Origin of the sequence: Celeribacter sp., from assembly GCF_048259695.1 — a bacterium.
Taxonomy (GTDB): Bacteria; Pseudomonadota; Alphaproteobacteria; order Rhodobacterales; family Rhodobacteraceae; genus Celeribacter.
Map to the genome: position 1 here is coordinate 1 of NZ_JBLXHL010000025.1, position 10,360 is coordinate 10,360.

At 55.9% G+C, this 10,360-nt stretch carries 7 protein-coding genes and 1 pseudogene; 1 reads left to right on the forward strand and 7 read right to left on the reverse strand.

All coding sequences use genetic code 11. The annotated features are described in order from the left end of the window. Window positions 1–239: flavin reductase family protein (locus ACN0Q0_RS16450; protein WP_417244376.1), on the forward strand; the 239-nt coding region annotated here is incomplete at its 5' end. A gap of 277 nt (window positions 240–516) precedes the next feature. Here ACN0Q0_RS16450 and ACN0Q0_RS16455 read toward each other — a convergent pair. The 7 genes and pseudogenes from ACN0Q0_RS16455 to ACN0Q0_RS16485 all read right to left on the reverse strand — a co-directional run. After that, a complete protein-coding gene (locus ACN0Q0_RS16455) occupies window positions 517–3,720 on the reverse strand; it encodes a type I restriction endonuclease subunit R (protein ID WP_417244377.1) in 3,204 nt (1,067 codons plus the stop codon). A gap of 34 nt (window positions 3,721–3,754) precedes the next feature. Further along, window positions 3,755–4,801 (reverse strand): hypothetical protein, encoded by a 1,047-nt coding sequence (locus tag ACN0Q0_RS16460; RefSeq protein WP_417244378.1) that lies wholly within the window; start codon window positions 4,799–4,801, stop codon window positions 3,755–3,757. 4 nt (window positions 4,802–4,805) lie between these two features. Further along, window positions 4,806–6,122, reverse strand: a complete 1,317-nt coding sequence (locus ACN0Q0_RS16465; RefSeq protein WP_417244379.1) for a restriction endonuclease subunit S — start codon at window positions 6,120–6,122, stop codon at window positions 4,806–4,808. Next, the gene (locus ACN0Q0_RS16470) at window positions 6,112–7,686 is read right to left on the reverse strand and encodes a type I restriction-modification system subunit M (RefSeq protein ID WP_417244380.1); all 1,575 of its coding nucleotides are present in this window, start codon (window positions 7,684–7,686) and stop codon (window positions 6,112–6,114) included. Before ACN0Q0_RS16470 ends, ACN0Q0_RS16465 begins: the two co-directional genes overlap by 11 nt. Window positions 7,687–7,741: 55 nt before the next feature. Beyond that, the gene (locus ACN0Q0_RS16475; RefSeq protein ID WP_417244381.1) at window positions 7,742–7,876 is read right to left on the reverse strand and encodes a Fic family protein; all 135 of its coding nucleotides are present in this window, start codon (window positions 7,874–7,876) and stop codon (window positions 7,742–7,744) included. After that, window positions 7,830–8,789, reverse strand: coding sequence for an ATP-binding protein (locus ACN0Q0_RS16480; RefSeq protein WP_417244382.1), 960 nt, complete (start codon window positions 8,787–8,789; stop codon window positions 7,830–7,832). Before ACN0Q0_RS16480 ends, ACN0Q0_RS16475 begins: the two co-directional genes overlap by 47 nt. Before the next feature lie 75 nt (window positions 8,790–8,864). Then, a pseudogene (locus ACN0Q0_RS16485) lies at window positions 8,865–9,073 on the reverse strand (helix-turn-helix domain-containing protein); the annotation flags it as partial. Between the last annotated feature and the right edge of the window lie 1,287 nt (window positions 9,074–10,360).

Genomic DNA, 10,360 nt, shown 5'->3' on the forward strand with positions numbered 1-10,360 from the left:
CCATGCGCGGCGCAGACAAATGGCAAGGCATCGACTGGAAGCTCTCCCCTCTCGGCAACCCGGTGATCAATGACAGCCTGCACTGGCTCGACTGCAAGATCCACGCAGAGCACCCCGCAGGTGATCACCTGATCGTGATCGGGGAAGTGAAGGGGCTGAATCTGGATGTTGCGGGGACGGCGCAGCCACTGCTGTATTTCAAGGGGACGTACGGGGGCTTGGCTGGGGAAGAGGGATAAGACTGGAAGTATTGGTTGGCTGAAACCTTAAGAATCTGACTAGGGGATTATGAGTTCGCTTTTAAAACAATAAGTTACTGACACAAAAGAAAACTGACCGAAATCTAGCGTAAGGCACAGCTCTTTGTAATCAGTAACTTAGCGGAAGTTAAGGATAGCACATGAAGCTGGCGTGTACTGCTCATGTACTGTTGAACGCTACTTGTCAAAGTATCTTCGAACGTGGAGGGGCCACTGACGAACCTACAAGTACCGTGTCAGTGGCCCTGACTACGCACTATGCCGACTGCCATAGTGAAGACAGTGCTTCAGCCTGCTGGAGTACCGTCTGTATTGCGGCATCCTGAAGGTCCGGCGGATAACCGTACTTGCGGAGAGTGCGCTTGACTAATACTCGCATCCGGGCACGGGCAGATTCCCGATGAGCCCAGTCTACAGTGACGTTTTCGCGCAGACTGGTCAGCAATTCATGGGCAATGACCCGCAACTGCTCGTCGCCCATGAGCTCCGTGGCCGACTCGTTCTCTGCCAACGCGTCGTAGAAGGCGATTTCATCGTCGGACAGTCCAGCCTCTTCACCACGCTTGCGTGCTACCCTGATGTCCTTGGCCAGTTGGATCAGTTCCTGCAGCACCTCGGCGGTAGTGATGGCGTTAGCGTGATAACGAGCAATTGCATCTTCCAGGCGCTCAGTAAAAGCCCGAGATTCCACCACATTGCTACGACTGCGAGACCGAATGTCGTCATTGAGTAGCTTACGCAGCGCTTCCAGCGCCAAGTTTTTCTTTTCCATCTGCTGAACTTCCGAGAGAAACTCGTCGGAGAGGATGGAAATATCCGGGCTCTGGATGCCCGCAGCGGCCAGTATATCCACGATCTCGGTTGAAACCACCGCACGGCTGACGATCTGTTGAATCGCCAACACGCGATTCTGCTGAGTAACACCAGACCCGGTGCTGCTCTTGACCAACGCTGCACGAACCGCCTGGAAGAAGCCTACTTCCTCGCGGATCTCGCAGGCCCCATCGGAAGCAGATGCCAGAGCGAACGCCTTCGACAGCGCAAGTACAGCGTCCTGGTATTGACGATGAGCGCTCTTCTTGCCTTCCTTAGTCTTCTCTTTCGCCGCTAGCTTCTGTTGCAGTTCGAGAACCCACTCGATGGCCCCCGCCATCATCATGAGGCGCTCTTGCGGCGTCCCATTCATGGCAGATGAGTAATCGAAACCGTGGTACATGTCGCGCACGATTTCGTACTTCTCCAGCATCACTGCCACGGCTTCAGCTTCGTCGATGCCGGTCTTGTCTTGATCTGGCTTGGAGTACTGCGCCAGCGCCGACTTTAGGTTCTGTGCAATACCAATGTAATCCACGATCAAGCCCGCCGGCTTATCGCGGAATACGCGGTTGACGCGTGTAATGGCCTGCATTAGTCCGTGGCCTTGCATAGGCTTGTCCACGTACATCGTGTGCATGCACGGTGCGTCAAAACCGGTGAGCCACATATCCCGCACGATCACCAGTTTAAGAGGGTCTTTGGGATCGCGGGCACGCTTGGCCAGCAGGTCACGCCGGGCCTTGTTGCCGATATGCTGCTGCCATCCCTGCGGGTCGCTAGCCGCCCCTGTCATCACAACCTTGACTACGCCCGCGTTGTCATCAGCACTGTGCCAGCTCGGGCGCCGCTTGACGATCTCGTCGTAGAGCTTGACGCAAATGCGGCGGCTCATGCATACCGCCATCGCCTTGCCGCTGAGGGCCGCCACGCGATCCTCGAAGTGGGTGACCATGTCCTTGGCCACCAGAGCGATGCGGTTGTCGCTGCCGACCAAGGCTTCAACCGTTGACCACTTTTGCTTGAAGCGCTCTTGGTCGGACTCGGAGTCCTCCTCGGTTAATTCGCTGACCTCAGCGTTGATCTTCGGCTTCTCGTTCTCGTCGAGCTCGATTCGTGCCAGCCGGGACTCATAGTAGATCGGCACGGTCGCGCCATCTTCGACAGCCCGGCTGATATCGTAGACGTCGATATAGTTACCGAACACCGCCGGAGTATTCACGTCATCCACTTCGATGGGCGTGCCGGTAAAGCCGATGAATGATGCGTTTGGCAAAGCATCGCGCATGTACTTGGCGAACCCATAGGAGATTTCGCCGGTCTTCGCGTTTACCTTGGCCTTGAAGCCGTATTGACTGCGATGCGCTTCATCCGCGATGACGACCACGTTGCGGCGCCTGGTGAGCGGCTCCGCGATCTCGCCAAACTTCTGCAAGGTCGTGAAAATCACACCGCCCGACGCCCGGCTCAAGACCTTCTGCAGGTCTTCACGGCTCTCAGCCTGTACCGGCGTCTGCCGGATCAGGTCGCGGCACATAGAGAAAGTTGAGAAGAGCTGGTCGTCGAGATCATTCCGGTCAGTCAACACCACCAGCGTCGGGTTGGACATGGCCGGATGCTTGGCCAGTTGCCCGGCATAGAACGCCATCAGCAGGCTCTTGCCGGAGCCTTGGGTGTGCCAAATCACGCCCGCGCGTTTGTCGCCCGCGTTCTGCGATTTCACGCTCGGTAACCGGTAGTCGACAGGGTCTTCGGACACGCCGTGCGCGAGCCCCGAAGCACGAATTGTGGATGCCACTGCGTGTCGCACTGCGTGGAACTGGTGGTAGCCCGCGATGATCTTGGCCAGCCCCGAACCGGTTTCGCCGAAGACCGTAAAGTGACAGAGTAAGTCAAGCAGGCGGCGATGCTCGAACACGCCCTCGATCAGTGTCGGGAGCTCCGGCGCACCCTTTGATGCAATGTCGGTGCCGTCGGTGGTGCGCCACGGCATGAAGCGTTCAAGATCTGCCGACAGCGACCCCACCCGTGCTGCAATACCGTCCGAGGTGACCAGCAGCGCGTTGGTATTGAACAATGCTGGGATTTGTTGCTTGTAGGTTTGCAGCTGGTTGAACGCGCCCAGCAGATGAGCCCCGGCGCTGCCCGGCGCTTTCAGCTCGATCACGCCTAATGGCAGTCCGTTCACAAACACCACCACATCGGGCCGTCGCTTGTTCTGGCCGTTGATTACCACGAACTGACTCACCGCCAACCAGTCGTTCTGCTCCGGGTGTTCGAAGTCGATTAGTGCGACTTTGCCAGCGGTCAGCGTTCCGTCGTCCGTGTAGTATTGGACGTCCACGCCCTCGTTAATCAGCTTGTGGAGACGGCGGTTTTCTTCGAGCAGCGATGGCAATTCGGACTGCATCACGCGCCTTACGGCATCATGATGCGCTTCCAATGGCAAAGTAGGGTTTAGGCGCGCAACGGTGTCTTCGAATCGCTTCTTGAGCACAACCTCATCGTGACTTTCGCGCTCCGGTCGCTTGCCTTTGGAAACATCAGCATCGGGGCCGATGTCCTCCTCACGTTCGATACTGTAGCCGAGCAAGTGCAGCTGATCCAGCAGCGCTTGCTCCACGGTGGCCTCAGAAAGAAATGCCATTATTGGCCTCCTGCTATTTTCGATTTGTGCATTTCTATTCTTCCACCAATCCAAAAAGTCCACGCAGCTCGTTTATCTCTGTTGCAAAGATATTTCGTTCTTCTTCGTGACGTGCGGCCTCGCCAACAATTTCGTATTCAAGCCGCCGATCGGGTGCTTCACCACGCGTCTTTCTGAAAATGCAAAGACGAGTTGTATGGCCGACTCCGTCCTCGCGAAAGTAAATCATCGGACGAAGGCTAAAAATTAGTCCGTCAGCAATCACAAGCATCTGCCCTTGCTGAAAATATTTGACAGAGTCTTGCATTTGCTGATGGCTAATCCTGATATTCTGGATTGTTCTTGTGGAGCTATGTCCTCGGAATATTTCGCATCGCAGAGTTGTTCCATCAACCTGGCTCAAATACCGAACAATCTGGATGTCTTCGAGACCACCCAAATCTGCAAGAACTTCCACTAAGTCTACGTAACACTCGCTAATCCAATTGCGCGCCTGTGACTCAGACTGCGTCGCGCTATGAGAGAAAGCATTTCGGGACTGGTTGAGCCTCTTCATCGCAGCGAGTGTTGCCGCAGGTGAGATTTTTGCGATGGCAGGAAAAATGCCCGCGTCACTCAATTGGGTAGTGATTCCTTCTATGTTCTCGAGCCTTTTTGCGATGCTATCAGTGAACAAGTCCCTAAATTTCAGAGGGTCTGCGATCGGAATATTGCGATGACGACATTCCGCCACAGCTAACGCATGCAGGATATCGATGACAGATTCCCAAGTATCCCGAAGAAGGTGAAGACGCTGCAACTCACTCTCGTACCCATTTTCGAATCGATAGTAGTAGTAAGCAATCGGTGATGGAAATTGATTGCATACAGAGTCTTTTACTTCTTCTTCACGCTGTAGCATAAAGTCCGAAAATGCAGCCTCATATGTGTCAGGACTCATGGTAAAAAGAACAAAGCTTGGTCTTGGCTGAAAACCAAGAATGTCGAGCTCTCTTCCCGACTGTTCTGAGTACTGCTCATCCAACCATTCGTTGTATGGCGGGCAAGCCTCATAATTATTGGAGTCAAGCTGAAGCTTCATCTGGTCAAGCTCCGACGATGCGCTCGGCATCCGATACGCGTAGCTCACCTGAGATGAGTTGGGGCAGTAAGGTGTCGCGCAGTTCAGCTAGGGAGCGGGATTCATTGACGTTGCCGAGAATGGCATCGAGCACGCTAGCAACACTTTTCTCGAATTGCTGAAGCACATTCTCTGGCGGAAGCACAACTCGCACAGCATCGAACGTTTGCCGAGTAATCGTCGAGAACACTGAGCCGTGTGCCATCGCTTTGAGCTGTTCAACCATGCGTTGCGCAGACAAAAATACAAAGTAACTGCCTGAACCATTCTTGCCCCGAAGCGCATAGCATGATTGATTGAATGTCATATCGCACCCGGCCATGGCTAAATTGCCAACAGTTCCTCGCGCAGAAATGACGGTTGTGCCCCTTTTAATCAGCCGTGCCGAACTGCCATTCAACCCAGCCTCGGTAATGGATTTTTCAGTACTAACAACGAACACGTCGCTTGATGCAGGTGTGTCTACGACTGAAAACCACGGAATATCACCTCCCCAATACTCGCTAACCGAGGTTTTCGGAGTGCCACCGCCAATGATTTCAATAACATTAGAAAAACCGCCTACCCCCCACCCTTTTGGGACCTCGCCCAACTCCGAATCGACGAGGCAGTCGGGGAAAAGGTCGTAGAGGTGCGCGGGGAGACCGGGTAACGATTGGCCGCGCTGCCAGCGGCCTTCTTGTTTAGCGCGCACAGGTTCGAAGTCCACGAACCAAGCCTTGAACAAAGCACGGGCTATCGCCTCCAGCGTTTTGTTCTGCTTGCAGTTGAGTTCGACCTTGTCGTCCAGCGTGCCGAGGATGTGGGCGATGGCGCGTTGTTCTTCGATGGGTGGCATTGGTATGTCCAATGCTTGGAGAATCGGAATACGTAGGTTGCTTACAGTCGAACCCGTTCCTTCGTTCCAACCAATCTGACGCTGCACACTTTGTGATTGCAGTGCATAGAGAACATATCTCGAAACTGCGAATTTAGGATCTGGGCGCAGCAATACCTGTCGTTGACCAAGACAGCATTCCAAACCATCTGGGATCATGCACACATCTCCCATAGGCGCTTCGCGCGTAATCACGATGTCGCCAACCGAAGGCTTCGCACGCCGATTCCGCCCGATGAAATGTTCTTCGTCTGTGTATGATGGTGAAGACAAATCTAGCTTACCGTTCTTGATGTTCTGATTGCGAAGCACGATAAAACCGGAGTCGGTCCAAACAGGCGTACTGTGCGGACAATCAACGATCAGGGAGCAAATTTCATCCAAGCGCCGCGTCTCACTCCCCATACCCAAGCTCCTTCAGGTTGGCCTCAATAGCCGCGTCCAGCTTGGCCGCTACGGCCCGCTGTTCGCGCCAATGCGCGGAGAGTCGCGGCATCTTTTCCTCGAAAGACTCACCATCATCTTCCTGCTCCGCTGCGCCCACGTAGCGCCCCGGTGTGAGCACATGGCCGTGCTTCCGGATCTCTTCCATCGATGCCGATTTGCAAAAACCCGCCACGTCGGCGTACTCGCCCGTGCCTTCTTCACCACGCCAAGCGTGGTAAGTATCAGCGATCTCCTGGACTTCGGCGTCAGTGAGCTCGCGCCGGGTGCGGTCTACCAGTACTCCCAATTTGCGGGCATCGATGAACAGCACTTGCCCGCTCCGGTCGCGCAATCCCTTGCCGGGGTTCTTGTTTCGAGCCAAGAACCACAGGCAGGCGGGAATCTGTGTGGAGTAAAAAAGTTGCCCGGGCAGCGCCACCATGCAATCCACCACGTCGGTTTCAATCATGGCCTTGCGAATATCGCCTTCGGCGGATTGGTTCGAGCTCATCGAGCCATTGGCCAGCACCACACCCGCCGTGCCGTTCGGTGCGAGGTGGTGGTAAATGTGCTGCAGCCACGCGTAGTTGGCGTTGCCCACGGGCGGCGCACCAAACTTCCAGCGCACGTCTTCACGCAAGCGGTCGCCACCCCAGTCGGAGATATTGAATGGTGGATTGGCGAGGATGTAGTCGGCCTTGAGGTCGCGCAGTTCGTCCTTGTGGAAGCTGCCCTCGTTGTTCCAGCGGATGTCAGAGTCAATGCCGCGCACGGCCAGGTTCATTTTGGCCAGTCGCCACGTGGTGTAGTTCGACTCCTGCCCGTAAATCGCGATGTCGCCAATGCGGCCGCCGTGCTCCTGCACGAACTTTTCCGATTGCACGAACATCCCGCCCGAGCCGCAGCACGGGTCGTAGACGCGGCCTGCCACGCCCCGTGAGGGATCGGGCAACGGCTCCAGCATTTCAACCAGTACGCGCACCACAGAGCGCGGGGTGTAGAACTCGCCGCCGCGCTTGCCTTCAGCTCCGGCGAACTGGCCTAAGAAATACTCGTACACGCGCCCGAGGACGTCCTTGGAGCGGTCTCCTTCCTCGTTCAGCGCAATGCCGGAGATCATGTCGATCAGTTCGCCCAACATCACCTTATTGAGCGCGGGTCTGGCATAGTCCTTGGGCAGCACGCTCTTGAGCGATTCGTTGTCCTTCTCGATGGCGCGCATCGCGTCATCGATCAAGGTGCCGATGGCAGGTAGCTTGGCGTTGGCCTGCAGGTGCGACCAGCGCGCCTCCTTCGGCACCCAGAATACGTTGTCGGCGAGGTACTCGTCCTTGTCCTCGGCGGCCTGAGCGTCCTCAAGCAGCAACGCCTTGTGCTTGGCCTCGAAGGCATCGGAGATATACTTGAGAAAGATAAGCCCGAGCGCAACATGCTTATAGTCGCTGGGCTCCATATTGCCGCGCAATTTGTCGGCGGCCTTGAAAAGGTCAGCCTCGAAGCCGAGGCTGGCACCGTTGCCGTTATTATTTCGCTGCTTTGCCATTCATTTGTCCCGTTAGTATTTATCGCTACGTACCGAACTGCTGCACTTATAAGCATCAGTCATGCTGTATATCCCCTCGATGATTCGCCAGCAACTCCCGTCCTTTATCCGTCAGCCGGTAGCGCTGCTTGCAGCACTGCGGTTTATCCGGGATGGTCATTTCTAGCACGCCAGTATCCAATGCTGGCAGGAGATAAGTTTCGGCAAAGTACTTGCGATCCTTGAGCCCAGCCCATTCCATCAGTTCCTAGCGAGACATCTCCCCTGATACCTTCATCAGCAAAGTATGCACTTGAGGGGTTCTTGCGGGGTGCTTGCCCGGTACTTGTCAGACATTCAGCAGCCTCCGCCTGCGGCCGCAATACCATAGCCCGAAACTGGTTGCCGTCTCTCTCGTCGATCAAGTCGATCCTGGGCCAAGCGTGCAAAGCACGAGGGATGCCGGTGCCCATGCCTCGGCAAGGCAGGATACGGGCGGCATGGTCAGCCAACACCTTGTTGCGACGATTGGAGCGACGGGCGCGGATCTGCTCAGAGGTCAGGGCATCCGGCAGGTGGCTAGGACTGGTGATCTCCACCCAGTCGGCGAAAACGAACAGGCGTATAGTGGCGCTGACCAGGAAGTCGCGGTGTACCAGGGCATTGACGAGCAGCTCCTCGAAGGCATCCTTAGGGATTTCCAGTTGCCCTAGAGTATTGACCCCCCGCTCACCCTGCACTTGGTGCAGGATGCGTTTGATGAAGGCCATGGCACGCCGGTACTGCTCCTCCAGCGGGCCATCAATGTTCTCGCTGTCCAAGTACTGCTTGTCAAACAGCACTGCGCCCGGGAAGGCTACAGCGGTGATCTCCCATACCTGGAGGCGACGGTGCGGCTGGTTGCCGAACAGCAACATGCCGGCGAGGTTGGGGTCGCCTTCACGGGCCAGATCGACGTTTTCTAACAGTTGCATCAGCGGCAAGCCGACCTCCTCCACGCTCTGGCCGTAACGGCGCTCGAAGTAACGGTCAAAGGCGTGCTCATCGATGTCATCTGCACTGGCGTCACGCACCGGTACCTGGTCGGCCTGAAGCAACCCAGATTGCTGGAACAGGCGCTGCATTTCCTCGCGTGCGGTCACATGACGCTTGTCGGCGCCGTTCTTGACCCAGATGAGGCCCTGCAAGTCCACGTAGGGCTTGTTGATGCCTTCGGTCACCTCCACCACGATCACCAGCCCGGTCTCAGTCTGGACATTGTGGCTCGTAGGGTTGAGCGGGGGGCGCACATGCTGGCTGGCCGCATTGGAGATCAGTTGGTTGAGCCGGCAATGTGACCATCATAGGTGACACCCATGAAGAGCCTCCCGCCAGAGCCGTTGGCCAAGGCGGCTAGCTCCGACGCCAGCGAGTTGGCGTTGGTGAAGTCTGCCTTGAACTGATGGCGACTGTCCTAGCCACGCTTCAGGACGGCTTGCAGAGCGCTTACGTCCATCATCACGCACTCTCGCTGACAGCCAGAAAGCCCTCTACTGCCGCCCATTGGGCACGACGTCTAGTATCCACAATGCTTCCCCTACGTAACGCAAATTATGAGTAATTAAGGGAATCATACACGGCATGGGCTTACCGGTGCAGCCAAGTTCCACTACCTAGGAGTGAGCCGACGGGCTCCTTCCGGGCTGACCCCAAGTAGGATCTCGCGAGCTCCGCACACGACAAGGTCGACGTGAAGCATAAAGACAGACCTTGGACCAAACACAGGAGGTTAGAAGCAGGGGTGGGCTACGTCTTATGAATGGCCCCTCTCCCTACGCCGCTTCAGCTCAGCCCGCGCCCAAGTGGATGATTCGGCCATATCCCTTCGCAGTTCGTCGAGCTCCTCGGGAGTCAACCAGCGGACCGCCGGCTCCCCGCCTTCTGGGTGCGTCTCGCCGACCTGCTCGACGGTCTTGATTTCCAGCTCTTTCCGGCTTTGTCGGCGTGTCCGTCCATGTCCTCCTCCTGGCTGAAAGGCGGCCATTGGCCGCCTGAGCTATCACTGATCAATGGCTCCCATGATGCTGCAGCAGCACGGATACCAGCAGGGCTTGTGACACCACGGCTACCGCACGGCGCTTACCGCTGGGGCAAGCTCCGTCTCATGGTTTTCCACCATGGCGTCCTGCCTTGGCGAGAAATGCATATTTGAATATAGGAAATTTCATGAAACCTAATAATAGCCGAGTCGAGACTAGCGCGAAAAGAAACCGTTAGTTCAATGCGACACACCGCGTCGCATTAACTAGACACCAAATTCGATATCCAGCGCGCCTCGCTGCGCCCTCCCCTCTATCGCTCCCCAACTCCACGCCGAAAATTTTCGCACCACTCGCCAACGCCTACTTGCTCTGTCTAACTGAACTGATACTCGGCTTCATAAAATTCATACGCCTGCGTAAGACATTGCCAACAAATCCCAAAATCCACTTTCCCCAGACCCATGGGAAATTTCCGCTCAAGCCCGGAAAATTCCGGTTTTTCTGACCCACACCATCTCTAACTTACTGATTCATATAGAAACTGGTGATAAGGGAGGCTCCGAATCGCCCTATCTCATCTCACAGCCAAAACTCATATTGCACTGCAGCAAAAACAGGCGTATCACTGTACTCAGGTTCCTTACCTGGAGAGCACAATGCCTAAACAACCTGCC